Here is a 23,347-nt window from a genome sequence, read left to right on the forward strand (position 1 = left end):
GTTGTCTCAGTAACCTAGTACGGTGAAAATCTCACTGAAGGGTGGTTAACCGTTACACTCCGGATCATGTCCGACATCCTGGTTGGCTACTAGCGCTGCTCCACCGACAAGCAGACCTCACCGCTCAACGCGAACGACTGGCCGAGCTCGGCGTGGACGCCGACCGGATGTATCTCGATCATGGGCTCACCGGCACCAAGAGAACGCGGCCCGGGCTCGATCAGGCGCTGGCCGCCGTCCGAACTGGCGACACCCTCGTGGTGCCCAAGCTCGATCGGTTGGCCCGGTCGGTGCCGGACGCTCGGGCCATCGGCGATGACCTGGTCGAGCGCGGCGTCGCGCTGTCGTTGGGCGGACAGGTCTACGATCCGGCCGACCCTATGGGCAAGATGTTTTTCAACATCCTGGCCACCTTCGCCGAGTTCGAGGTCGATCTCCTGCGGATGCGCACCCGCGAGGGCATGGCCTTCGCCAAGGCGAAGGGCAAGCTGCGCGGCAAACAGCCCAAGCTCAGCCCCAAGCAGCAGGCCGAGCTAAGGCGGATGCACACCAGCGGCGACTACACGATCACCGACCTCACCGAGCTGTTCCCCGTCTCCCGGCCGACCGTGTACCGCACCCTCCAGCGCGGCCCGGACGGGTAAGCACGCTGACCTGCGATCAAGTGCTTAGCGTTCAATTTCTCACGACTCTTCCCCAGACCCCTGATCGCATGGGCAGCCAGCGTGGGACCGTCGACATAGAGGTCGGCAGGGCTGCGACGCTTGACCTCCTCGACCTCAGCAGCTTCGAAACGTCGCTCGAGCCGGGTTCGGCGCGTGCTGATGGCGGACAACGTAGTGGAGTAGACGATCTTCTCGGCGGCCTGCCAGATCTCAGCGAACTCGGCGGACTCCGGCGATTGGGTGGCGACTGACGGGTCGGTCTCCCAGCCGATCATCATCTCGTACATTCGGCGATGCTTAGCGGGTCACGGTTCGCCGTCGTCGTCGATGATGACTCGGCCGCCGCCGAGGGCGGCGACTTGGTGGTGAGCCCGGTCAAGGGCAGCCTGGCGGCTGGCCACGATCGGGGCGGTGTGTTGACCTTCGAGGTTGGTGATCTGCCAGCCGGTGAAGAGGCCGGGGACGATATGTCGGGTGGGCACTGAGTGCTCTCTTCCTGGTGTTGGCCGCGTTCGCGGCCTCGCGAAGCGGCGTGTTCGTCGGCGGACCTCGGTCGGCGAGGTCAGGCCACCTGCATCACGCGAGATGCGTTCGATTCTTCGACGTCCGACATGTCGGAGGCGGTGCGGGCGGCGGCGACGCCGGTAAAGCACGGCAGGGCTGTATCGGCGCCGCCCGCTTTCAATGCGCGTTCGACGGCGCGGCTGGTGTTGATCACACTCAGCGCGATTCCGCGCTGGTGGGCGTAGGCGTGCGCGCAGGCGAGCAGTTCGAGCCCCGCCACACCGAGAAAGGTGAGTTCGCGGAGGTCGACCGCGATCGCGGAGGCGTCGGTCAGCAACCGTGACCACAGCAGCTCGGCCAGTCGTGGCGTGCTGAGCGCGTCCAGTTCTCCGGAGGCGGCCAGCACCGTCAGCCGGGGTTCGGTGATGCTCGTGCGTGCTCGGAATCGAGAGCGTGGTTCGGCCGCACGGGATACCTCCCCGGAACGGGTCCGGGGTGCTGGCGCGGTCGCGGTCAGGTTGTGAAAGCAAGTAGCGGTGTACAGGGAGAAGGCTCCTAACAAGCCCCATTCGGCAACTGCACGAATGAGGGCCGGCCGCACGGGGCCGGGCAGAGATAGACCGCTTGGCGGTCCCTATTCGTCGACGGATGGCGAGTGTGGAGTCGCGGCGACCATCATGGTTCGGTCTGCCAGCTGTCTGTCGCACTCAGCCAATCCGCGTATGATTCTACTGATCTGTCCCGCTCACTCTCGCCCGGGGGCGAGACCCGGCCAGCGAACACTCGTTTTTCCAGGTCAACGTGCTGCGAATTGTGGCCTTCGACAGAGCAAGGAGAGCTCGCCGGTAGGATCGACGTCGCGGTCGGCGGTCGGAGGTGCGGTGTCGACAAATCGGCCGAACTCCCAGGAACTCGACGCTGCCGCGGGGGCCTCGATTCCGGACGTGATCGCTCCGGGACTGCGGGTGCTGTTCTGCGGCATCAATCCGGGTTTGTGGTCCGGGGCCACCGGGCTGCACTTCGCTCGTCCGGGCAATCGCTTCTGGCCCGCCCTGCACGCTTCGGGGTTCACCGACCGTCTGCTGCGACCACACGAGCAAGAGAAGCTGCTCGAATACGGGCTGGGCATCACCAATCTCGTCGGGCGCGCGAGTGCGCGGGCACAGGAGCTCGCCGACCGGGAACTCCGCGAAGGCGGCCGGGTACTGGAGCAGACCGTGCACGACTACCGGCCGGAGTGGGTGGCGATCGTGGGGATCACCGCCTACCGAAAAGCTTTCGGCGAGCGCGGTGCGGTGGTGGGCCCGCAAGGACGCGGGATCGCCGGCGCGCACGTGTGGGCGTTGCCCAATCCCCGCTGGCCGACGAGTTCGCCCGGCTGCGACGCACCACGGAGTGAGCGGCGGTGTCTCCGCTGCCGGGAGGCGATGATCCGGTCGTCGGGCCGACTACGCGTTCCCGGCGTCCTCCGGGTCCCGGGAGACCGGTGATGGCGCGGTGAGCTTCGGTGTGGCCAGTGGCTCGTGCGGGTCGAGTGCGGCGCCGCCTGCTTGGAGGGTGTCGTCGAGGAGTCGCCATACCCAGCGGGTCAGCAGGTCGGCGAGCGCCTCGCGCTCCATGTCGTGGGGGTTTTCCAGCCACTGGGTGGTGCTGGACTCGACGAGTCCGACCACCGCGAAGGCGACCGGTTCGGCCACGCGAGTGTCCAGCTCGTATGTGCGCAGGTAGTGGGCGAACAGGTGGGTGAGGTGTCGCCCGATCGCCGTTTTCACATCGGTGATCGCGTCCTGCTGGCCGAGGTGGGCCGATAGCGAGTGCATGGTCAGATAGCGGTAGAGGTGGACGTGGTCGGCGAGCCAGCCGATGTGCGCGCCGATCCCGGATCGGATCATCTGCATGGGCGTGCCCTGCGGGTTCCACACCGGTGCCAGCTCGGCGGCGATCAGTTCCGCGGCCCGGTCGGCGATGGCGCTGTGCAGGTCGGAGGCGTCGGCGAAGTACTTGTACAGCCCGGTGCGTGCGACGTGGGCCTCTTCGGCGATCCGTTCGACGGACGCATCGGGACCGTGCTCGGCGATGGCGCGCAGGGCGGCCTCGACGAACTCCCGTCGGCGGCGTTCGCGCTGGCCCGCCCAGCGCGCTGTCCGCCCGTCGGTGCGGCCGGGCGCGGATGAAGAGGTCATGCCCAGGATGTTATCCGGCGCTGATCGGTTCTGTACCTCACACCAAGTATCAAGTACGCTCTGTTCCTGTTACTTGGAGTACGGTCTAGTACGGGAGGGTGGGCCATGACCATCAGTACTGCGCACGGTCAGCAGGGCAACCGCGAACACGACGTATCCGAACGTCTGCTGGACTCGGCCGCGACGTTGTCCTACGACCCGAACACCGAGATCGACTGGTCCGCACCGCTACCCGACGGGCAGTACGGACTCAACCCGGAGTGGAGCACCCTCTACAGCACGCCGCTCTGGGACGAGATGACCGAAACGCAGCGAGTCACGCTGACCCGGTACGAGGTGTGCTCGATCATGAGCACCGGCATCTGGTTCGAACTGATCCTGCAGCAGCTGATCCTCCGCGACCAGTACATGAAGAACCCGGCCAACGCGGAGTTCCAGTTCGCGCTCACCGAGATCGCCGACGAATGCCGACACTCGATCATGTTCGCGCGGATCTGCGACAAGCTCGGGGCACCCGCCTTCACACCGAACCGGGCTGTCGTCGAACTCGCCCGACTGCTCAAGTCCACCGCCAGCGGTGAGGTGGCCTACGGGGGCACGTTGGTCGCCGAGGAGGTCCTCGACGTGATGCAGCGCGACTGGATGCGCGGCGAGAACGTGCTCGACATCGTCCGCACCAGCTCCAAGATCCACGTTGTGGAAGAGTCGCGGCACATGAAGTTCGCCCGCCAGGAGGTCCGCGAACACATGGACGGCATCGGTTCGGTGCGCCGCAACACCAGCGCGACGATGATCGCCGGCATCGCCTACGTGATCGTCAGCAACCTGGTCAACGCAGGCGTTTACCGGGCCGCCGGACTCGACACCCAACGTGCGGTGGCCGCCGCGGCAGGCAACGAGCACCGCAAGTCGATGATGCGCAACGCCTGCTCCGGGTTGATGGAGTTCCTCTCCGAGGCACGGCTGCTCAATCGACCCGCGGTGTCCCTGTACCAGCGCGTGCACATGATCTGACCCGGACCATGGCTTACGCGATCACCCAAACCTGCTGCACCGACGCCTCGTGCGTAGCCGCATGCCCGGTCAACTGCATCCACCCCACCCCCGGCGAACCCGACTTCGGCAGCACCGACATGCTCTTCATCGATCCGCAGACCTGCATCGACTGCGGCGCCTGCGCGGACGCGTGCCCGGTGGACGCGGTAATCCCGGTCGACCGGCTCTTCGGTGCCGACACCGTCTACGCCGAACTCAACCGGCAGTACTTCGACACCGCCGAAACGGACAACTCCTGGAACGAGCCAGAGTTCCCGCGATCCCTGCCGAATCATCTCAACGCTCCCCGGATCGCCGTCGTGGGAACCGGCCCGGCTGCCGGCTACACCGTGCAGAACCTGCTGCGCACCACCGATGCCGACATCACCGTGATCGACCGGGTGCCGGTTCCCGGAGGTCTGATCAGATTCGGCGTCGCACCGGATCACCACACGACCAAACAGATCGGCGACACCTTCGCCACCGCCTACCGGCACCCGCGGGTGCACATGCACCTCAACGTCGAGATCGGCCGCGACATCACCCACGCCGAACTCGCCGCACACCACCACGCGGTGATCTACGCCGTGGGTGCCGCCGGCCACCGAGAACTGGACATCCCCGGTGAACACCTCGCGGGCAGCATTCCCGCGACGACGTTCGTCGGATGGTGCAACGCGCAACCGGACATCCCCGCCGGCGCCGTCGACCTCTCCGCCGAGCGGGCCGTCATCGTCGGTACCGGCAACGTCGCACTCGATGCCGCACGCCTCCTGCTCACCGACCCCGACGAACTCGCCCAGACCGACATCGCCGAGCACGCGCTGGACGCGCTGCGCGCCAGCAAAGTGCGCGAGGTCGTACTACTCGCACGCAGAGGACCGGAACACGCCGCCTACACCCGCCCCGAATTCCTCGCCGTGCGCCACCGTCTCGAGGCCGACATCGTCGTGGACGCACACGCGGGACTGGCCGAGGACCTCGCAGCCGCCCCGGAGACATCCACCGCCGGACTGCTGCACGAGCTGCCAGTGCGACAGGTGGACTGGCAACTCCCGCCGCCCGAGCACAAACGACTGGTCCTGCGGTTCCACTCGTCACCGACCGCCGTGCTCGGCGACGAACACGTACGGGCCGTGCGCACCGAAAACGGCGATGGCGTACTCGATATCCCGGCAGAGCTGCTGGTGCGCTCGATCGGCTCCCGCGGCGTACCGGTACCGGGCGTGCCGTACGACCCGGGCACCGGAGTCGTCCCGAACACCGCAGGGCGGGTCGACGAGTCCGGTACCTACGTCGTCGGATGGGCCAAACGCGGGGCCAGCGGCGGTATCGGGGCCAACCGCGCGTGCGCGGCCGAGACCGTCGACGCGTTGCTCGACGATGTCGAGGCCGGACGGCTGACCGAACCCGCGAACAGTACGGAGGACTTCACGCGCCTGATCCGCAGGCGCAACCCAGAAGCCCTCGGTCGTCGCAACGCCGAAACCATCGACCGCGCCGAGCAACGTCGGGGGCGGAACGCCGGCAGGCCCCGGATCAAGTTCGCGACCGTGCCGGAACTCCTGCGGGCCAGCAGGCGATTCCGCCGCACCGCGCGCACCCACGCTGGTGAGATCCAGGAGGCCGAGGGCTGACGGGACTTTTCCGAGGTCACCAGCCAGCTGAGTGAGTGGCTCGACGCCCGCGCCTGGACCACCGGCGACGGGCCGAAAGCACTCTTCGACGCCGCGGTGGGCTGGCTGCGCGAGCGAGAGGTGCTGCTGCCCGGGGCGACCAGGCCTGGCGCGGCTGGTCGGTTCGTGCCGGGAAGCGGTGACGCAGCGGTTGTGAGAGACGCTGCACGATCTGCTCGACGATGACCAGCGCGCCGCGCTCGACGGTCTGCTGGGGGTGCCAGAAGGGCACCGGCATTCCCGGCTGGACCGGCCCGACACCCGCGACGGCGGTGTCGGGCCCGGCGATGGTCGACACGCTCCAGCGGGCCGCGGAGATCCTGGAGTGGGGTTCGCGTCGCCGAGGCCGACACCGAAGTCGTGCCACCTCGTCGATGACCTGGCGCAGCAGGCCGCCGACGACGGGGATCGAGTCGACCTGGCGGCGCTCCCGGCGCCATCGCGCACTACGGGCGGATCGAGAAGACCCTGCATGTGCTGCGGATGGTCGACGCACCGGCTACCGCCGCGATATCAAAGCTCAGTGCCAACCTGCAGGAAGTCCGCCACGCGCTGGCGCGGCGGATCTTCCACGGCCAGCGCGGCGAGCTGCGGCAGCGCTACTACGAAGGCATGGAAGACCAACTCGGCACCCTGGGGCTGGTGCTCAACGCGATCGTGCTGTTCAACACCCGCTACCTCGGTGCCGCGACCGCCGAACTGCGAGCCGGTGGCTACGAGGTGCGTGACGAAGACGCGGCTCGGCTCTCGCCCTTCGTGCGCGGCCACATCAACATGCTCGGCCGCTATTCCTTACTGGTCCCGGGACTGGCGGGCGTGCTGCGCCCGCTGTGCGACCCATCCGAACCCGACGAGGAAGAGAGCAACTGATCACGGGCGGGCGCCCTCGACGATTTCCTGGAGGCGCCCGCCCGGTTGGGCCTCTCGGACGCTGGTCCGGCGGGACTGCCGGTGGAAGGTCGATTTTCAGCGTCTTCGCAGGACTGGTCAGGAGGCGTTGAGCGCAGGCACGAATTCGGTCTTGATGAATGTCTCCAGTGATGTCGGGGTGGTTGTTTCCGGGGTTCGTGACCGGTCCATGCGCAGGTGACCCGTGTTCACGGCGTGCGGGACTTCCGTCATCATCGCGGCGACGTTGTCCGACACACCGGCTTCGCGCAGCTGCTCGTGGAAAGCCGCCACGGTGCAGCGTTCGTAGGTCACGGGTGCGTCGATTGCTGTTGCGATCGCCTGTGCGACCTCGTTCATGGTCACGTCTCGTTCCCCTTGTAGTTCCCGGATTCGTGTCCCGGTCTGTGGTCGTGTCAGTTCCTCGGCCGCGGCGATGCCGACGTCGGTCGTCGTGATCAGCGGCAGTGGTACGTCAGGGTCGAACGGTGCGATGAGCCGGCGGTGGGTGCGCACGGAGTCGAGGTGGTCGAGGAGGTTTTCCATGTAGTAACCCGCGCGCAGCCACGTGATGTCGGCTCCGGGAACGGTCGAGAGACGGTTCTCGAAGCGGTGCAGGCCTGCAACGGGGCCGGTTCCGGTGGCATGTTGTGCTCCCCAGCTACTGAGCGCTACGACACGGGGCACCCCGGACTGGGTGACAGTGTCGGTGAGCGCGGCTGCCGCCTGGTCTTGGAAGGCGGCGAAGTCGGGGTGGTCGGGGATGTAGTTGGGTTGGATGACCACGTAGGCGGCATCGGCCCCGCGCAGAGCGGTGGCCATCGCGGTCGGGTCGGATTGGTCGGCCTGATGGATCTCGGCTCCGTGGTCGGCAAGGTGCGCGAGGTTGCGCGGGTCGCGGCCGACTGCTCGCACGTTGTGGCCGTGTTCCAGCAGGTGTGATGCTGCCGCGCGGCCGGTGCGGCCGCTGGCTCCGGTGATGACGTACATGATTCTTCCTGTGTCAGTATCGGTTTCCGGCTACAGGTGCGGCGATGGCGGAGATCTCGGCGAGCTCGCCGGGCACAGACTGATTCCGGTGGCTACGAGGTCCTCTTCCAGGTAGGAGTGCAAGCTGCGCAGGCCTCGCTCCGTTACGTGCGGCAAGCTCGGTGAGTTGCTGCGATCCGTTGGTTGTGCGCGAAGTTCCGCTCGGAGAAGCGGGCGAAGCTGCGGCGCAGATCTTGCGGTGGCAAGGAGTCCTGCGAATTGATCGTGCCTGTCAGCAGACCGCGGCCGAGTGGTGCGTAGGCGACGACGCCGATGCCGAGTCGGCGACACGTCGGCACGACCTCGTCCTCGATGTCCCGAGACCACAGCGACCATTCGGTCTGCACTGCCGCGATGGGTGTACTCGGTGGGCTCGCGTGATCTCCTCGGCGCTGGCTTCCGACAGTCCGAGGTGACGGACCCCGCCGCCACGAGCTCGGCCATCGCACCGACGGTCTCCTCGACCGGCACGTGCGGGTCCACGCGGTGCAGGTAGTACAGGTCCACATACTCGACGTTGAGTCGTTGCAGCGAGCGGTCGATGGCCTGGTGCACGTAGGCCGGATCGGCTCGGACGGTGGCATCGGTGTAGTCGGCGTCGCGCACGATGCCGAACTTGGTGGCCAGAACCGCTCGGTTCCGGCGATCGGCAAGTGCTCGCCCGACCAGGCGTTCGTTTGCCCCGCGCCCGTACATGTCCGAGGTGTCGAAGAGCGTCACGCCCTCATCCAGAGCGCGGTGGATCGTCGCGATCGACCCCACCCCGTTGTCGCCGTGCCGTAGAAGTCGCTCATTCCCATACAGCCCAGGCCCCGTTCCGATACCTGCAGCGATCCCAGGTGCCGTGTTCCCAGGGCGGTTCGGGGAGGCGTCATGATGTGCTCTCCTCTCGAGTGCTGAACGTGGAAGCCGACAACGTGGCAAGCGATCCGAGACGCACCAGTGCTTTTTCCGTGGCGTCGTCGGCGGGGTGGTAGGCCCAAATCTGGTGACCGTCGCTGTCGGGGAGTTCCAGCACGTGCTGGTGGAACACCAGCGCGCCAACCAGCGGGTGCCGGAACCGCTTGCGATCGACGGCCTTCTGATACACCTCGTGCTGCGCCCAGGCGGTGCTGAACACCTCGCTGGCCACGGTGAGCTCACCCACCAGCCGCTCCAACCGGCCCGAACCTGCCTCGGAACCGGCGCTGGCGCGTAACGCCGCCACCATGCAGCGGGCCAGCTCGGACCAGTCGACGAAGAACTCCTGCGCCCCCGACGACAGAAACACCATCCGGGCGTAGTTCTCCCGATGTTCCAACCCCTCGTGTAGCGTTTCGCCCAACGCATTGGCAGCCACGATGTTGAGCCAGCGGTCCACCAGGATCGCCGGGACGGTCAACGAGCCAAGCAACGGCCGCACCGCATCCAGCCGCCCTGGTTCAAGAACGCCACCTACTTCGGCCTCGTCGTCGGCCGTGGCGAGCTCACGCAGATACCGCGACGAGGCACTGTCCAGCAACAAAGCTGCCGACAGCCCGTCGGTCACCATGCGCGAAGGATGCCGCTCCCGGCCCTGCTCCAGTCGCACGTAATAGTCCGTACTGATCCCCGCCAGCATCGCGACCTCATCGCGCCGCAGCCCCGCCACCTGCCGAGCCCCGCCCGGCGCGAGGTCCTGCTGCTTCGGACGCACCTGCTGACGCCGCGCCCGCAGAAACGCACCCAGCGGGCTGTCCAGTGCCTTTGCCTCCCGTGAGTCCATAAACCCACCGTAGACAGCGCACCCGGACCCCGGGGTAGGAGCACAACACCCACCCCACCGCCCCCCACACAACCCACGGGTGAGCTGCGCCGCTCAGCGGTCTCTACGGCGGCGGGTGACGCGTCGCCACCATCGGGGTCGTGGCGACGCGGCCGGCTGGGGTGCGGGTCGGGCAGGAGTGCCGGTGCTTCGCGACTGGGCTCGGTACCGACGCCACTGTTCGACGATGTCCTCGGCGTCGACGGGGCCGATCGGGACCTGCGGGCCGGTCGGGGTGCGCAGCCAATCGACGATGCGGCGGTTGAGCTCGTCGACGGTTTCCCGCACGGCCTGCTCGGAGCGCAGGTCGCGGGTCGTTTCCGGTAGCCGTCCGATCTCCTTCCGCAGCTGCACCGGGGTGGGGAGCAGTGCTTCGGTGGACAGTTCTTCCCGGTGCAGGTAGTTCTTGAGCCACCACAGTTCGTCGTGCGGTTTGTCGAGTCCGGGCAGTGGCCTTCCCGCGCCGGGCAGGTCATCGAATTCGCCGCGCTGCTGTGCCGTCCGGATCTGGCGATCGACCCAGGTCTCGAAGCTGATGTCCGGTGGCTTGCGCTCGGTCATGGCGCCATTGTGCCCTGGGTCGGGGCTTCGGACTCGTCCTCACCGGTGGGCTCGGCCAGCGAGGTGTCCTGGTCGAGGTAGCGCAGGACGAGCGTGCCGGAAACGTCTTCGTGCGGAGCCGAGTACAGGTGGTCGAGCCCGCCGTCGAAGCGAAGGTAGTCCCCCGGGCCGAGCGTGGTGGGGTCGGATTGCGGCCCCACCAGCAGCGTGCCGGAGTGCACCAACAGCTGTTCGATCACGCGGGGTCGGTGTCCTGGAGACAGGTAGCGGCTACCCGCACGTACGTGGATCCGATAGATCTCGAGTCGGCGGCCCGCGGTGATGGTGCGGTCCAGCAGCTGCACGTCTACCGACTCGCCGGACAGCTGTGGCATCTCGACGCGGCGCACGACCACAGGTGAGTCCGTGGGCGTGTCGGTGCCGGTCACCAGGAGGTCGCCGAGGGGCACGTCGAGCACGGTGGCCAGCGCGTAGAGGGTTTCCAACGTCGGGTTGCGCCGCCCGGATTCGAGCTCGGAAAGCGTTCCCTTTCCGAGCTCGGCGCGGCGCGCGGTTTCCGAGAGCGACAGGCAGCGGCGTTCGCGGGTGGTGCGCAGGTTCTCCCCCACCGCCTTGACCAGTTCCACGTTCGCTCCCTACGATCCGTTCGTTCTGTAAACAGAACGCTCCCGCGTGAATGGATCTCCTGTGTCCGCATTACAGCGCCTTGCGCACCAGCTGCCCACCTCCACCGTGACGGCCGGGGCCATCACGACACTGGTCGGGGTGACGAGTTCGGCGGCCATCGTCGTCCAGGCCGCCCGCACTCTCGGCGCCGACCACGCGACGATCTCCTCCTGGATTCTCGCACTGGGCACAGGAATCGGTATCACCTCGATCGCGCTGTCACTACGCTACCGAGCCCCCGTGATCACCGCGTGGTCCACACCCGGAGCGGCACTGCTGGCCACCAGCGCACACGGCACACCGATAGCCGAAGCCATCGGCGCCTTCCTCATCGCCGCGGCCCTGACCGTGCTCGTCGGCCTCACCGGCTGGTTCGAACGCGCCATGAACCTCGTGCCACCCGCGATCGCCTCGGCACTGCTGGCCGGAATCCTGCTGCAGTTCGGAACGCGGATGTTCACCACACTGCCCACCGAATTCTGGCTGGTCACCAGCATGCTGGCCGCCTACCTGCTCGGCAAGAGACTCCTCCCCCGCTACGCCGTCGTCGCCGCACTCGCCGCCGGTACCGCCGTAGCCGCCGCGCTGGGTCAACTCCACCTCGGGAGGCTTCAGCTGGAGTTGGCCACACCGGTGATCACGTGGCCGTCGTGGTCGCTGCACACCACGATCAGCCTCGCCCTGCCACTGTTCGTCATCACCATGACCTCCCAGAACCTGCCAGGGGTGGTGACGCTGCGGGCGCACGGCTACACCACCCCGGTCTCCCCGGTCCTGTCCTGGACCGGGGCGGTCAACTTCGCGTTGGCACCGCTGGGCTGCTTCGGCATCAACCTCGCGGCGATCACCGCCGCGCTGTGCATGGGACCGGATGCCCACGAGGACCCGCGCCAGCGCTATCGGGCCGGCATCGTCTCGGGCGCCTGCTATCTGGTGTTGGGTGTGTTCGGCGCGACGCTGGGCGGCCTCATCGCCTCGTTCCCCGCGGCACTGGTGACCGCCATCGCCGGAATCGGCCTGCTGGAGACCATCGGCGGTTCCCTGGCCGCAGCCACCGCCGATCCGAGCACAAGGAACGCGGCCTTGATCGCCTTCCTGGTCACCGCCTCGGGGATCACCACCTTCGGAATCGCCTCCGTGTTCTGGGGGCTCGTCGCCGGCATCACCGCCCACCTCGTCCTCGGCCGCCCGGCGCCCCGACCGGCCGAGGACATCTAAGCGTTGAGGGTCGGTTGAAGCCTGCCTGTGCCGGTGGAGTTCTTCGCCGATGAGCAGGTGGCCCGGTTCGGGCGGTTCGCGGACCAGTTGCCTCGCAGGCGGAGTTGGAGAGCTGCAGCCGCACGTGCGTCATAGAACCGCCGCCGCACGTCGCTGGTTCGCGACGTGCACCACGAGGACAGCGGCCGCGTGAACCACGCGGGACCTGTCCAAACTTCGTGATGCGGTTGGGTGGTTCGTAGTTGTGATCAACCAGCCGACGAGATGGATCCGCTTGCGGTTCCACTCCTGCTGTCAGCGCACCGACGACCCCACCAGTGACTTCATCTCCGGCCAGCGCATCCAGGCGATCCACGCGTTGACCACGATCAGCACGATCGGCAGCACCGGACTTCCACCGATGAACAAGCCCTGCACGATCAGCGCACCGATCATGACGCAGATCAGCCCGGCTGCGGCCAAACCCGCCAACCGGGGAATCAACAGTCCGACCGCACCGGCGAGCTCGACCACACCGGTGAAGTACCGGAACCACTGACCCGCGCCGATGACCTCGAACATGGCGACCGCCTCGACAGCACCGGCGAGCTTGACGGCACCGGCCATGACGAACAGCAACGCCACCAGCACCTGGCACACCCAGAGCACGACGGTAGTTCCCGACCTCCTGCCACGGCGCGAATTCGGGGCCGTGTCGGTGTTTTCCGGCATGATGTTCTCCTCCCGAGAGCAGCCGTGGAATCCGCACCGGCGGGTGTGGACCCGACGAATCGTTCGACTACTCCGGGATTGACCGCTACCGGCGAAAAAACTCATCGCCACCCGTATTCCGGTGTGCTCGGCACCGCCGGCCCCTCCCGGTAAATGCGGCCACTCGGCTCCTACCGCCGCCCGCAACCGCTCTGGCTACGCATCCTTCTTCTGCCGCGCCCGACGCACCCGGTACTCGGAATCGGCGGGCCGGAAAAGGCGATCGCGCAACAGAGTCTCCAAGGACTCGACGAAGAGCTCCCGCTGCCCGGGATCCAGGGCAGCCAGCGTGTCGGCGTGCACCCGGTCGACGATCTGCTGCCCCGCCGCGGCGATGCGCTCGCCCGCTTCGGTGACGGCGATCACGCGCGCCCGGCGATCAGCGGTGGACTGCCTGCGCTCGGCGTATCCGGCTTGCTCAAGTGCGTCGATGGTCAGCACCATGGTGGTTTTGTCGAGGTCGGTTGCCTCGGCCAACTGGATCTGAGTGCGTTCCTGTTCCAGCGCGTGCGTCAGCACGCTCTGCATGCGGGGAGTCAACTCGATCTCGGCGAGCGCCTCGGCCACGTGGGTGGTGAGCACATGCCCGGCACGCGTCAGCATTCCGGTCAGCGTCGGGGAGTTTCCCGCCGATGTACTCACCATCATGTGTTGCACGATAACAACCGTTCACAACTGGATTATCTTCAGGTGGATCTCAGTATCGGTCGTCACAGCACCCCCAGTGCTCGGTGGCCCCCTTTTTCGCTGGACATGCCCCGGACGCGATTCCGCTACGCGGTACTTCGCACGCCGGCGGCGCGAGGTGCGCTGGCGGACCAGCTGTTGCCGCTTCCGACCTGGACGTGACGTGGGTCGCAGCGAGCTGCTCCGAGTGGGTCCGCGGGCATGGCTACAGCGAGGCCAGTTCGATCACCTTGCGCGATGTGACATGGAACGCTTCCTACTCTTGGTGGCGTGGGGTCACAGCAATGACGCAGTTGACGCCCGGTTTACTTACACTGAGTGAGCAGGAAGATCGAATGGGTTGAGATCAGCTGGGCACGCGGGTGGTGCTTTACCGGTCCGTTACCGGTATGGTCTGACGCGCCGGAAGGGCAATCCGCTCCGGCGAACATGGCCGTTGCTCCCCGCAGAGTCGATACGGATGACACTTCAAGACGACCTAACTCGACCCTGGTTTCAGCCCATGGTCCCGACGGAAGCGCAGAACGCTCAGGCGCGATCCGAAGCGGGCCCGGTTGCCACTCGCTTCACGGGGGACCTGTCCCTCGACGAACCGCAACCGCCGCAGCCCGCAGACCGGATGCCTGGCCCCGACCGGATTGAGGTGACCCAGCCCTACATTCCAGCGATTCGGGACGAGCAGCCCGAATTCGCCAAGCGTTTGAACCCCGGAACGGCCAACGCCGCCCCCCCGACGACGGGCATTGCCACCGTGGCGTCCCCGACCGCCCCGACGCAGCCCGTGGCCGAACCGAAGAATCCTTCTCCCGCCGCCCCGCCCGCCGCCCCCAAGCGGCGCAGCCTGGCGCGACGGGCGGTCCGTCGAATCCTCGGCCCGGACCTGCTACGCAAGGACCCGCCGAAGAAGCGGAGCTGACCAACTCCGCCACGCGCAAGTACTCGCTCCGACCCCCGCCTCGGTTCTCCCCGAACCGGCGGGGGTTTTTCAACGGATACGACGTGCGGCAGGACACTCGCAACGTCTTGAGTCACTGTGACGGTAGAAGTCGGCGCGGTCACCACCCGTGCCCCAGCCGAACCGATCCCACCCCGCCCACGACCGGCCCGCACCACACCGGCGATACCCTCCGGCCGTACCCGCACCACCCGAGGACACCATGTCGAATACCGAATCGGTCCCCACCCCGTTGCTGGCCGACAGCGTACGTCTGGCCGACGACGGCGTACACATCCTCGACCGCCGGGTGTTCCCCTTCGAAAAGCGCTGGGTGCACGCTCGCGACGCCGACGAGGTCGCCACCGCGATCGAAGACATGGTCACCCAGTCCTCCGGTCCCTACTTCGCCACCCTCTGGGCGATGGTGCTGGCCGCGCGGAACACCGCGGGCCTCGACGACACCGCCGCCCGCGAACACATCCACAGCGCGGGAAAGCGCCTCATCGCCACCCGGCCGACCAACGACCAACCACGCAAAGCCGTCGACCACGTCCTGGCAGCCGTGACCGCAGCCGCCCCCGGAAACCTCGAACAAGCAGCACTCGACGGTGCCCGCACAGGCGACGCCGACTACCGCCACCGCAGCCGCAGGATGGGCGAAGCCGCCGCAGCCCTCCTCCCCGACCAGGGCAACATCCTCACCCACTGCTGGGGCGATCTGTACCTGGTGGAAACCGTCGCCGCCGCACAACGCCGGGGAAAACAGCTCGGGTTCTTCTGCACCGAAACCCGCCCCTACCTGCAGGGCGCACGGTTGACCGCCGAAACCCTCGCCGAGATGGGCGTATCGACCACACTGATCACCGACGGCATGGGGGCCTCGCTGTTCAGCGAAGGCAAAGTGGACGCACTGGTCACCGCCAGCGACCGCGTGAGCATGGACGGCCACGTCATCAACAAGGTCGGGACGCTGCAGCTGGCCACCGCAGCCCACGTGTTCAACGTGCCCTTCCACGCCCTGTGCCACGCCCCCGACCGGAACTCCCCCAGCGGTGCCGACGTCCCCATCGAATACCGCGACGGCACCGAGGTGCTGCACACCCTCGGCCACCCCACCGCCAGCTCCCGAGTCCACGGTCTCTACCCGGCATTCGACGTCACACCCCCGCAATGGGTCACCACCGTGGTCACCGACCGAGGCGCGTTCTCCCCGAACGACCTGGGCGGCTACTACACCTAGAGGACTTCCGAGCACCGGTCGACGCCCACCCAGCGGTTCCGGCGGCCGCCCCCACGCCCGTGCCGTGCACAAGGCTGCCCACCACCGTTCAAACAGCTCCCGACTTCAGCCGCAGACACACCCGCGGCCGATCCCTAGAATCAGCAGTACCTCCACGTGACCGCGAGCCCGGCCACACCACGAACACCGAGGAAGACGGTCGGTGGGGAAAGGAAGGGAGCCTTACATGCAGCCTGCCCTCCACACCGAGCGGTTGATCGTGCGGGACTGGACCACCAATGACAGCGACGTACATGCCGCCCTCGACCTCTACGGCACCGCCGAAGTGACCGACTGGCTCACTCCCGAACCAGCCACCGTCAGCGGATTCGAAGCCATGCACGCGGTCGTGCACGCCTGGACCGAAGCACAACCACACGTCGTCCCGCCCGCCGGGCGCTGGGCCGTGCAGGACCGCTCGGAGGGCACCGTGGTCGGCGCGCTGGTGCTGCGACTGCTGCCGCCCTACGACCACGACCTCGAACTCACCTGGCAACTGCGACCGGGCGAATGGGGCGTCGGCTACGCCACCGAATCCGCGCGCGCACTGCTGGGCTGGGCCTTCACCCACGACATCGACGACATCTACGCCCTGGTCCGACCCGACAACAAACGCGCCGCGTCGACCGCCGTCCGCATCGGAATGACCTGGGTCGGCGAAACCGACAAATACTACGACACGAACCTGCACGTCTACCGCATCCGCAACGCCGACCTGTGATCAGCATCGGACTACCCGTCGAGCTCGGACGGGCAGCCCGGTCACGGCAGAGTCAACACGCGAGGACCGTCGTCGGTGATGGCCACGGTGTGCTCCACATGGGCGGCCCGGCCGCCATCGGCGGTGAAGACGCCCCACCCGTCCTGCCCGACGAACAGCCCCTCGTGACCACCGGCCAGGAACATCGGCTCAATCGCCAACACCATGCCCGGCCGCAGCGGTGCCCCCGAACCTGCCGGCCCGTCGTTGGGCACGAACGGCTCCTCGTGCATGTCCCGGCCGATCCCATGCCCGCCCAACGGCACCGGAATCCCATACCCGGCGCTGCGGCCCACGACGCCGACCGCGCGGGAGATGTCACCAACCCGACCACCGGGCCTGGCGGCGTGAATCCCGTCCGCCAAAGCCTGCTCGACGGTCGACATCAGCGCACCGTCACCATCCCGCTCGGTGCCGACCGCGAACGTGACAGCCGCGTCGCCGCACCAACCGTCGACCCGCGCACCGCAGTCGATGCTGACCAGATCACCGTCAGCCAACTCGTGCGCGCCGGGGATGCCGTGGACGATCGCATCGTTGACCGACGCGCAGATGACCCCAGGAAACGGCGTCGGTGCCCAGCTCGGCCGATAGTGCAGGAACAACGGCTTCGCTCCCGCATCGTCGATGACGGCGCGCGCCAGATCGTCGAGTTCGGACAGGGACACCCCGACCGCGGCGTGTTCCCGCACAGCCCTCAAAGCACGGGCCACGACTTGCCCAGCCGCACGCATCGCATCGAGTTCCGACCCGCTCTTGAGCTCGACCACACCCGCTCCCTGCAACACCGCGACGAACAACTATACCGGTATTACTATCACGGTCATGGTGCGTGAACCACTGAACCAGAACGCGCGAGAACGCGGCCGCCAACTCGGCAACCTCCTACGCCTGGCCCGCGAGCCACGCAGCATGGTCGACGTCGCAGCCACAGCCGGAATCTCCGTCGAAACGCTCCGCAAGATCGAAACCGGCCGCATCCCCACCCCGGCCTTCTTCACCGTCGCCGCAGTCGCGGAAACCGTCGGCCTCTCCCTCGACACCCTGCACACCCGAACCAGTCAACACCCGCCCGACAACCTGCCCGCGTGAGAACCGCACCACCTAGCCCTTCACGCACACCACCTGCTCGAGGTGGGCAACCACCTCGACGAGATCCGACTGCGCCTCCATCACCGAATTGATGTCCTTGTAAGCCGCCGGAATCTCATCCACGACCGCACGGTCCTTGCGACACTCCACACCCTCGGTCTGCGAAGCCAAATCCGCGGCAGTGAACATCTTCCGGGCCTTCGTCCGAGACATCCGCCGACCCGCCCCGTGCGCAGCCGACGTGAACGACTCCGCATTCCCCAGACCTCGCACGATGAACGACCGCGTGCCCATGCTGCCCGGAATGATGCCCAACTCACCCGATCCCGCCCGAATCGCGCCCTTACGCGTCACCATCACCTCGACACCGTCGTGGCACTCCTCGGCGACGTAGTTGTGATGACACGAAACCGGCTCGTCGAACCGCACGCCCGGCACCGTCTCCTCCACAGCCCGCTGCACCAATGCGAGCATCACCGCACGATTGCGCCGCGCGTACTCCTGCGCCCAGAACAAATCCCGCCGGTAAGCCCGCATCTCCGACGTACCGGACACGAACACCGCAAGATCCCGATCCGGCAAACCGGCGTTGTGCGGCAACGACCGAGCAACGTCCATGTGCCGCTCGGCGAGCTCCTTACCGATGTAGCGCGACCCGGAGTGCAACATCAACCACACCCGCCCGGCATCCGCGCCGCCCTGCTCGACACACACCTCGATGAAGTGGTTACCACCACCGAGACTGCCCATCTGCTCCAAAGCCCGCTGCCGCGCCTGCTGCACACCGGAATGCAAACCGCCGAAACGAGCCCAGAACTCGTCCCAGCCGCTCTCCACGCCCAGACGAGACGGATTCACCGGCGTCTCGTGCTTGTTGAAACCCACCGGCACAGCCGCCTCGATCCGGCGCCTCAGCACCCCCAACTCATCAGGCAAGTCCACCGAGCGCAGCGAAGTCCGCACCGCGTTCATGCCGCACCCGATGTCGACCCCCACCGCAACCGGACACACCGCATCCCGCATGGCGATCACACTGCCCACGGTCGCGCCCTTGCCCAAATGCACATCAGGCATCGCCGCCACCCCGTGCACCCACGGTAAATCGGCGATGTTGCGCAGCTGACCCAACGCAGCCGACTCCACCCCATCCGGATCAGCCCACATCCGGATGGGAACCCCGCCGCCCCGCAACGCCGTGAACATGCCACCCCTCCCGGATCGCCGAACCCGACCCACGCCGGGCGGGCCGGTCGCCACGGTTCTCACCCACCGGGTCGCCCGGACACCGCCAGATCATGCGGGAACCCACCCAGCGACCACGAACGATTTTGCCGCCGATTCCATCCCCGCACCGGACGCGCCTCTCGCCTGCCACCGAACCGCACGACGCGCACCATGAACGGCGTGAACGCCTACGAAGCCGACGGCTGGAGCGACTTCGGAGTCGCCGTCGCGGGAGCCGGAGCCGCACTGGCCGGACTGCTGTTCGTCGTCCTGTCGATCAACCTGACCAACATACTGGCCGGCAAGCATCTCACCGCACGCTCCGCCCACACCATGATCCTGTTGGCGGTACCACTGGTCATCTCGCTGCTGATACTGGTCCCCGGACAGGACCGGCGAGCGCTGGGCACCGAACTCATAGCCGCCGGCCTGATCACAAGCGTCTGGCTGGCCACCCTCAACCGCCCCTCGGAACGCTCCACCGAGCAAAGGTTTACCGGGTGGCTCATCACCGGCGCCGTCCCCGCCGCCGTCCTGTCCACGTCCACACTCCTCGCCGGTGTCGGAACGATCACCGAAACCATCGGAGGCCTGTACTGGATTCCACTCGGAGTGATCACCGCGTTCGTCGGTGCCCTGCTCAACATCTGGGTACTGCTCGTGGAAATCCTCCGCTGACCCCCCACGCCAGGCCGCTAGGCCTCGCCGAGATCCACATCTTCCCGACGGAAGTCGGTGACCAGCACGTGATTCTTCGTCGGACCGGCGACCACCCACCGCTGCCACCAACGGTCGGGCCCCAGCACCCGGTACTCCCCCTCGTAGAGATCGTCACGGCACGGATGCTTCGTCGCCCACCAACCCTCGCGAAGATCCACCTCGTGAAAGAAATCGCCGTAGTCGAAGTGCACCACCGCCTGCCCCGGCCCGGTCACCGTGTAGTGCAACGTGCGCGACGCAGTTCCCCGGTGCCCACCCAGCTCCAGCACACCCTGCTCGCGATACACCAACCTGCCCTGCTCGACGGCGAACACCAACGAACCGTTGAACGCCCCCATGCGGACACCAGCAGGATCGAAGATCTCCCGCTCCAACGACCAACGTCCCGCGAAGAACGATTCGAGATCATCCACCGGACGCACATCCCCCGGCGGCACCATCTAGCTCCCCGCTCCGGTGGAACCACCCACCACGGCATCGGAGTCGCGTTCACCCTCCTCCGGAGCAGGAACCAGCCCCGACAAGTTCGAACCGGTGTCATTGATCTTGAGCACGAACGGCCGCGTCTCGGTGTACCGAACCACGCTCGCCGAACACGGATCGACCACGATGCGCTGGAATCCGTCCAAGTGCAGCCCCAGTGCATCGGCCAGCAAGGACTTGATCACATCACCGTGGCTGCACAGCAACCACACCGCATCCGGGCCGTACTCGGCTGTGATTCGCCGGTCCCATTCCCGCACCGCTTCGACCGACCGGGCCTGCACCGCGGCCAATCCCTCACCGCCGGGGAACACAGCCGCGGAAGGATGCTGCTGGACCACCTTCCACATCGGCTCCTCGACCAGCTCCTTCACCTTGCGACCGGTCCACTCCCCGTAGTCGACCTCGGCGAGGCGTTCTTCCACCACCGGCTCGACCGACCACGACGAAGCCAACTCCGCCACGGTCTGCTGACAACGCAGCAACGGTGAGACCACCACCGATGCCAACGGAACCTTCGCGAACCTGTCCGGCAGACCCGCCACCTGGTCGGTACCGGCGGAATCCAAACCGATCCCGGCACTGCGCCCCGCCAATGTTCCGGAGCCATTCGCCGCCGACCGTGCATGTCTGAGCAGAACGAGAGTCGCCACAGCGCCGAGGGTAAGCGCAGCCGAGCCAGCGCCGACACCTGCCACCCGTTCAGAGCGTGTGCAAAAGCGTGCGCGGCTTCCGGAGTCAGTAGTGCTACGCGACGTTGGCCACGCTGGCGTGGTCTTCCCGTGGCAAGACCCAGCGCCCCGCACACGCGTGAGTGTGGCGCTCTTACGGGGGTCACGGTGGCACCCAGCCCTGTCCCACGCCGAGAAGCTCCCGAGCTACCCGTACAACTGCCCGATCCAGCTCGGCGCGCTGGTCCGCGCCGGACACACCGCCACGCGCCACCACACCGGTTCCGGGAGGGACTCGACCAGGATCACGTCACCCCCAACACAAAATCCGGGTGCCGCCACCTGGCGACACCCGGAAAAAGGGAGAAACGAACTCAGCTGATCATGCCTGCATGACACCAAAACCGAGCAAGGCATAGACCAACAGGCCCAACGCGATCCGATACCACACGAACACATAAATGCTGTGCTTCTCTACATAACGCAGCAACCACGCGATACACGCGTAACCGACAAGACCGGCAACCACAGTAGCCACCAGCATCTGCAATCCCGAAGGCTGCAATCCGGGGCCACCGGACTCGAACACGTGCGGAAGTTCGGACAACCCCGCCGCGAACACCGCCGGGATCGCCAACAAGAACGAGAACCGCACCGCTGTCGGGCGGTCCAATCCCAGCGTCAAACCAGCCGTGATCGTCCCACCCGAACGAGAAACACCCGGAACCAGGGCCATCGACTGCGCGAATCCCATCGTCACACCATCACTCAACCGCAAACGGCCCATCGGGCGTCGCTGCGAGCCGAAACGCTCCGCCAACGCCATCAGAACACCGAACACGATCAGCATCGTGGCCGTGATCCACAAGCTTCGCAGCGCACCGCGAATGTAATCCTGGAACAGCAAACCCAAAATCCCGATCGGGATGCTTCCCACAATCACATACCACGCCAACCGGTAATCCTGGGTCTGGCGAACCTCCGCACTGACCAACCCGCGAAACCAGGTCGCCGCCAGCCGAATGATGTCCCCGGCGAAATAAATCACCACGGCCAGCTCCGTGCCGATCTGCGTCACCGCAGTGAACGACGCGCCCGCATCCTCGCCGAAAAACAACTCCGAAACGACCCTCAAATGCCCCGATGAGGAGATCGGAAGGAACTCGGTAAGCCCCTGCACCACAGCCAGCACCAGGGCCTGCAACCACGACAACGTCAATCCACTCCAGCACGATCGAGAGTTCTTCGAACACCGGCCACGCCCCGGTGCCACAACTCCCCCGACCGAGATCTTGCAGCATGCCCACCCAACGCGCGGAGGGCACCCCCGAATACCGCAACCACCCCAGTCGATAATGTGACTCAAAACACCATCGACACCCCAGTGTCGAACAGCCCGGAAACACCGCCCGCCACCCGCACACCGAATAGGCTCACCGACCGTGGAACACCGACAGCTCGGCCGTAGCGGCCTCCGCGTCTCCCGGCTCGCGCTCGGCACCATGACCTGGGGTCTCGACACCGACGCGCACGAAGCCGCCGACCAGCTCACCGCCTTCCGCGACGCGGGCGGCACCCTCATCGACACCGCGGACGTCTACCAGAACGGCCACAGCGAAGAGATCCTCGGCGACCTCATCGACCACACCGCGGACCGCGACGAACTCGTCATCGCCACCAAAGCCGTCGCCCGCCGCACCGAAGGTCCTTCCGGCGGAGGAGCCTCACGCACCGCACTCCTCCACGCCCTCGACAACTCACTCCGCCGCCTCCGCGCCGACCACATCGACCTCTGGCAACTCCACGCCTGGGACCCCAACGTCCCCCTCGACGAAACCCTCGCCGCCCTCGACACCGCCGTCAGCAGCGGAAAAGTCCGCTACACCGGAATCTCCAACTACACCGGCTGGCAGACGGCCACCGCAGCCGCCCTCCAAACCGGTAAACCCCACCACACTCCCCTCATCTCCACCCAGGTCGAATACTCACTCGTCGAACGCGGCATCGAACGCGAAGTCATCCCCGCAGCCCGCCACCACGGACTCGGCGTCCTGCCCTGGGCCCCCCTCGGCCGCGGCGTACTCACCGGCAAATACCGAAGCAACACCCCCGCCGACTCCCGCGCCGCCACCCCGCACCTCGCCAACTACGTCGAACACCACCGCACCGAACGCGCCGCACGCATCGTCCAAGCCGCCTTCACCGCCGCCGAAGGACTCGGAACCTCACCCCTGACCGTGGCCCTCGCCTGGGTCCGCGACCGCCCCGGAGTCACCGCCCCCATCGTCGGCGCACGCACCACCCAGCAACTCCACACGTCGCTGACCTCCGAAGACATCATCCTCCCCCCAGCCATCCAATTCGCCCTCGACGACGTCAGCGAACCCCGCCAGGGCTACCCCGAGCGCCACCCCGCTCACCTGAACAGCCCGCACCACGACGGATAACCCCACCCGCCGCACGACCGGGCCCCAACACACCACGCAACCACCATCAGGGATCCTGAAAGTGCACCGCTCCACCCCAGCGAGCGGCC

Annotated in this window: 27 protein-coding genes and 2 pseudogenes; 13 read left to right on the plus strand and 16 right to left on the minus strand. The window is 66.9% G+C overall.

All coding sequences use genetic code 11. From position 1 onward, the window contains the following. The first annotated feature begins 41 nt into the window (after positions 1 to 41). Positions 42 to 644, plus strand: a complete 603-nt coding sequence (locus tag ACYVAN_RS14315; protein ID WP_460959693.1) for a recombinase family protein — start codon at positions 42 to 44, stop codon at positions 642 to 644. Between the two features lie 326 nt (positions 645 to 970). On the opposite strand, the gene ACYVAN_RS14320 is transcribed toward ACYVAN_RS14315, so the two are convergent. Together ACYVAN_RS14320 and ACYVAN_RS14325 are read right to left on the minus strand one after the other, a co-directional pair. Next, on the minus strand, positions 971 to 1,147 hold the full coding sequence (locus ACYVAN_RS14320; protein WP_460959695.1) for a hypothetical protein: 177 nt from the start codon (positions 1,145 to 1,147) through the stop codon (positions 971 to 973). An 80-nt stretch (positions 1,148 to 1,227) separates the two neighbouring features. After that, the gene (locus ACYVAN_RS14325) at positions 1,228 to 1,770 is read right to left on the minus strand and encodes an STAS domain-containing protein (RefSeq protein ID WP_460959697.1); all 543 of its coding nucleotides are present in this window, start codon (positions 1,768 to 1,770) and stop codon (positions 1,228 to 1,230) included. Positions 1,771 to 2,050: 280 nt separating this feature from the next. Between ACYVAN_RS14325 and mug the strand changes: the two genes are divergently transcribed. Further along, on the plus strand, positions 2,051 to 2,659 hold the full coding sequence (gene mug / locus ACYVAN_RS14330; RefSeq protein ID WP_460959699.1) for a G/U mismatch-specific DNA glycosylase: 609 nt from the start codon (positions 2,051 to 2,053) through the stop codon (positions 2,657 to 2,659). Here the strand turns inward: mug and ACYVAN_RS14335 are convergent. Further along, positions 2,618 to 3,352, minus strand: coding sequence for a TetR/AcrR family transcriptional regulator (locus ACYVAN_RS14335; RefSeq protein WP_460959701.1), 735 nt, complete (start codon positions 3,350 to 3,352; stop codon positions 2,618 to 2,620). The two genes, mug and ACYVAN_RS14335, sit on opposite strands and share 42 nt — an antisense overlap. Before the next feature lie 105 nt (positions 3,353 to 3,457). Here ACYVAN_RS14335 and ACYVAN_RS14340 point away from each other — a divergent pair, with 105 nt between their 5' ends. From ACYVAN_RS14340 to ACYVAN_RS14355, 4 genes and pseudogenes are all read left to right on the plus strand, one after another. Then, a complete protein-coding gene (locus ACYVAN_RS14340) occupies positions 3,458 to 4,366 on the plus strand; it encodes an AurF N-oxygenase family protein (protein ID WP_460959703.1) in 909 nt (302 codons plus the stop codon). 8 nt (positions 4,367 to 4,374) lie between these two features. Continuing rightward, positions 4,375 to 6,024 carry a 4Fe-4S dicluster domain-containing protein gene (locus ACYVAN_RS14345; RefSeq protein WP_460959705.1) on the plus strand — a complete coding sequence of 550 codons (1,650 nt, stop codon included), beginning with the start codon at positions 4,375 to 4,377 and terminating at the stop codon, positions 6,022 to 6,024. A 27-nt stretch (positions 6,025 to 6,051) separates the two neighbouring features. Beyond that, positions 6,052 to 6,249 carry a DUF4158 domain-containing protein gene (locus ACYVAN_RS14350; protein ID WP_460959975.1) on the plus strand — a complete coding sequence of 66 codons (198 nt, stop codon included), beginning with the start codon at positions 6,052 to 6,054 and terminating at the stop codon, positions 6,247 to 6,249. Positions 6,250 to 6,486: 237 nt separating this feature from the next. After that, a pseudogene (locus ACYVAN_RS14355) lies at positions 6,487 to 6,933 on the plus strand (Tn3 family transposase); the annotation flags it as partial. 117 nt (positions 6,934 to 7,050) lie between these two features. Here the strand turns inward: ACYVAN_RS14355 and ACYVAN_RS14360 are convergent. The 6 genes and pseudogenes from ACYVAN_RS14360 to ACYVAN_RS14385 all read right to left on the minus strand — a co-directional run bounded on the left by ACYVAN_RS14360 (position 7,051) and on the right by ACYVAN_RS14385 (position 10,950). Then, positions 7,051 to 7,941, minus strand: coding sequence for an NmrA family NAD(P)-binding protein (locus tag ACYVAN_RS14360; protein WP_460959707.1), 891 nt, complete (start codon positions 7,939 to 7,941; stop codon positions 7,051 to 7,053). Between the two features lie 143 nt (positions 7,942 to 8,084). Then, complete coding sequence (locus ACYVAN_RS14365) at positions 8,085 to 8,327, minus strand: aldo/keto reductase (protein ID WP_460959709.1); 243 nt, start codon at positions 8,325 to 8,327, stop codon at positions 8,085 to 8,087. A 127-nt stretch (positions 8,328 to 8,454) separates the two neighbouring features. After that, positions 8,455 to 8,676, minus strand: a pseudogene (locus ACYVAN_RS14370) (aldo/keto reductase); the annotation flags it as partial. Positions 8,677 to 8,851: 175 nt separating this feature from the next. Then, positions 8,852 to 9,724: a helix-turn-helix domain-containing protein gene (locus tag ACYVAN_RS14375; protein WP_460959711.1), complete on the minus strand. Its 873-nt coding sequence runs from the start codon at positions 9,722 to 9,724 to the stop codon at positions 8,852 to 8,854. Between the two features lie 93 nt (positions 9,725 to 9,817). Continuing rightward, positions 9,818 to 10,324 carry a DnaJ family domain-containing protein gene (locus tag ACYVAN_RS14380; RefSeq protein ID WP_460959714.1) on the minus strand — a complete coding sequence of 169 codons (507 nt, stop codon included), beginning with the start codon at positions 10,322 to 10,324 and terminating at the stop codon, positions 9,818 to 9,820. Continuing rightward, positions 10,321 to 10,950: a helix-turn-helix domain-containing protein gene (locus ACYVAN_RS14385; RefSeq protein ID WP_460959716.1), complete on the minus strand. Its 630-nt coding sequence runs from the start codon at positions 10,948 to 10,950 to the stop codon at positions 10,321 to 10,323. The genes ACYVAN_RS14380 and ACYVAN_RS14385 overlap by 4 nt, the downstream gene beginning before the upstream one ends. A gap of 61 nt (positions 10,951 to 11,011) precedes the next feature. Between ACYVAN_RS14385 and ACYVAN_RS14390 the strand changes: the two genes are divergently transcribed. Beyond that, positions 11,012 to 12,208: a benzoate/H(+) symporter BenE family transporter gene (locus tag ACYVAN_RS14390; protein ID WP_460959718.1), complete on the plus strand. Its 1,197-nt coding sequence runs from the start codon at positions 11,012 to 11,014 to the stop codon at positions 12,206 to 12,208. A 294-nt stretch (positions 12,209 to 12,502) separates the two neighbouring features. Here the strand turns inward: ACYVAN_RS14390 and ACYVAN_RS14395 are convergent, their stop codons facing one another. Both ACYVAN_RS14395 and ACYVAN_RS14400 read right to left on the minus strand, forming a co-directional pair. Then, a complete protein-coding gene (locus tag ACYVAN_RS14395; protein WP_460959720.1) occupies positions 12,503 to 12,919 on the minus strand; it encodes a DoxX family protein in 417 nt (138 codons plus the stop codon). 195 nt (positions 12,920 to 13,114) lie between these two features. Then, positions 13,115 to 13,606 carry a MarR family winged helix-turn-helix transcriptional regulator gene (locus tag ACYVAN_RS14400; RefSeq protein WP_460959722.1) on the minus strand — a complete coding sequence of 164 codons (492 nt, stop codon included), beginning with the start codon at positions 13,604 to 13,606 and terminating at the stop codon, positions 13,115 to 13,117. 541 nt (positions 13,607 to 14,147) lie between these two features. Between ACYVAN_RS14400 and ACYVAN_RS14405 the strand changes: the two genes are divergently transcribed. From ACYVAN_RS14405 to ACYVAN_RS14415, 3 genes are all read left to right on the plus strand, one after another. After that, the gene (locus ACYVAN_RS14405; protein WP_460959724.1) at positions 14,148 to 14,561 is read left to right on the plus strand and encodes a hypothetical protein; all 414 of its coding nucleotides are present in this window, start codon (positions 14,148 to 14,150) and stop codon (positions 14,559 to 14,561) included. 241 nt (positions 14,562 to 14,802) lie between these two features. Then, entirely contained in the window at positions 14,803 to 15,822 is a 1,020-nt protein-coding gene (locus ACYVAN_RS14410; protein WP_460959726.1) for a s-methyl-5-thioribose-1-phosphate isomerase, read from the plus strand. Positions 15,823 to 16,048: 226 nt separating this feature from the next. After that, entirely contained in the window at positions 16,049 to 16,582 is a 534-nt protein-coding gene (locus ACYVAN_RS14415; RefSeq protein ID WP_460959728.1) for a GNAT family N-acetyltransferase, read from the plus strand. A gap of 41 nt (positions 16,583 to 16,623) precedes the next feature. Here the strand turns inward: ACYVAN_RS14415 and map are convergent, their stop codons facing one another. Next, the gene (gene map, locus ACYVAN_RS14420; RefSeq protein WP_460959731.1) at positions 16,624 to 17,391 is read right to left on the minus strand and encodes a type I methionyl aminopeptidase; all 768 of its coding nucleotides are present in this window, start codon (positions 17,389 to 17,391) and stop codon (positions 16,624 to 16,626) included. A gap of 55 nt (positions 17,392 to 17,446) precedes the next feature. On the opposite strand from map, the gene ACYVAN_RS14425 reads away from it, so the two are divergent. Continuing rightward, positions 17,447 to 17,713 carry a helix-turn-helix domain-containing protein gene (locus ACYVAN_RS14425; protein ID WP_460959733.1) on the plus strand — a complete coding sequence of 89 codons (267 nt, stop codon included), beginning with the start codon at positions 17,447 to 17,449 and terminating at the stop codon, positions 17,711 to 17,713. 12 nt (positions 17,714 to 17,725) lie between these two features. Here ACYVAN_RS14425 and ACYVAN_RS14430 read toward each other — a convergent pair whose 3' ends face one another. After that, the gene (locus tag ACYVAN_RS14430; RefSeq protein ID WP_460959735.1) at positions 17,726 to 18,916 is read right to left on the minus strand and encodes an RtcB family protein; all 1,191 of its coding nucleotides are present in this window, start codon (positions 18,914 to 18,916) and stop codon (positions 17,726 to 17,728) included. Positions 18,917 to 19,117: 201 nt separating this feature from the next. On the opposite strand from ACYVAN_RS14430, the gene ACYVAN_RS14435 reads away from it, so the two are divergent. Then, complete coding sequence (locus tag ACYVAN_RS14435) at positions 19,118 to 19,615, plus strand: hypothetical protein (RefSeq protein ID WP_460959737.1); 498 nt, start codon at positions 19,118 to 19,120, stop codon at positions 19,613 to 19,615. Between the two features lie 17 nt (positions 19,616 to 19,632). On the opposite strand, the gene ACYVAN_RS14440 is transcribed toward ACYVAN_RS14435, so the two are convergent. The 3 genes from ACYVAN_RS14440 to ACYVAN_RS14450 all read right to left on the minus strand — a co-directional run bounded on the left by ACYVAN_RS14440 (position 19,633) and on the right by ACYVAN_RS14450 (position 22,024). Next, entirely contained in the window at positions 19,633 to 20,070 is a 438-nt protein-coding gene (locus tag ACYVAN_RS14440) for a DUF6314 family protein (protein ID WP_460959739.1), read from the minus strand. Between the two features lie 27 nt (positions 20,071 to 20,097). Further along, on the minus strand, positions 20,098 to 20,793 hold the full coding sequence (locus ACYVAN_RS14445) for a histidine phosphatase family protein (protein ID WP_460959741.1): 696 nt from the start codon (positions 20,791 to 20,793) through the stop codon (positions 20,098 to 20,100). Positions 20,794 to 21,193: 400 nt separating this feature from the next. Next, positions 21,194 to 22,024: an undecaprenyl-diphosphate phosphatase gene (locus tag ACYVAN_RS14450; protein ID WP_460959743.1), complete on the minus strand. Its 831-nt coding sequence runs from the start codon at positions 22,022 to 22,024 to the stop codon at positions 21,194 to 21,196. 229 nt (positions 22,025 to 22,253) lie between these two features. On the opposite strand from ACYVAN_RS14450, the gene ACYVAN_RS14455 reads away from it, so the two are divergent. Then, entirely contained in the window at positions 22,254 to 23,258 is a 1,005-nt protein-coding gene (locus ACYVAN_RS14455; RefSeq protein WP_460959744.1) for an aldo/keto reductase, read from the plus strand. Positions 23,259 to 23,347: the final 89 nt, after the last annotated feature.

The sequence above is a fragment of the Parasphingorhabdus pacifica genome, assembly GCF_054779195.1.